The 771-nt window shown below is 64.9% G+C and carries 1 protein-coding gene; it reads right to left on the bottom strand.

From position 1 onward, the window contains the following. On the bottom strand, positions 1-771 hold a 771-nt coding region (locus DIE06_RS37885), incomplete at its 5' end, for a 3-hydroxybutyrate dehydrogenase (protein ID WP_148094390.1).

Below are 771 nucleotides of genomic sequence, written 5' to 3'. Positions count from 1 at the left end.
TTACTGCATGAACCAGCCGTGGCTGACGACGAACGACTGGCCCGTGAGCGCGGCGCTCGGGAACGCCGACAGGAACAGCACCGTCTGCGCGACGTCCTGCACCGTCGTGAACACGCCGTCGACCGTGTTGCCGAGCATCACCTTCTTCACCACTTCCTCTTCGCTGATCCCGAGCTCCTTCGCCTGCTCCGGAATCTGCTTGTCGACCAGCGGCGTGCGCACGAAGCCCGGACACACGACGTGCGAGCGCACATTGTGCTTCGCGCCTTCCTTCGCCAGCACGCGGGCCAGACCGAGCAGCCCGTGCTTGGCCGTCACGTACGCCGACTTCAGCGGCGACGCTTCGTGCGAGTGCACCGAACCCATGTAGATCACGACGCCGCCGCGATCGTCCTTGTACATGTGCTTGAGCGCGGCCTTGGTCGTCAGGAATGCGCCGTCGACGTGGATCGCCTGCATCTTCTTCCAGTCGGAGAACGCGTAGTTCTCGATCGGGTTGACGATCTGGATGCCCGCGTTCGACACGAGGATATCGACCGAGCCGAACGTTTCGGCGACCTTGTCGATGCCGCTGTTGACCGCTTCCTCGCTGGTCACGTCCATCGCGACGCCGATCGCCTTGCCGCCAGCCTTGACGATCTCGTCGGCCACCGCATTTGCGCCGTCCTGGTTCAGGTCGGCGATCGCGACGGCCGCGCCCGCCTTCGCGAGCTCCAGTGCGATTTCCTTGCCGATGCCGCTTGCGGCACCCGTGACGACTGCGGTCTTGCC

The organism is Burkholderia sp. Bp8998, from assembly GCF_003854235.1.
Classification (GTDB): Bacteria; Pseudomonadota; Gammaproteobacteria; order Burkholderiales; family Burkholderiaceae; genus Burkholderia.
This window is presented reverse-complemented; position numbering and strand designations above follow the sequence as displayed.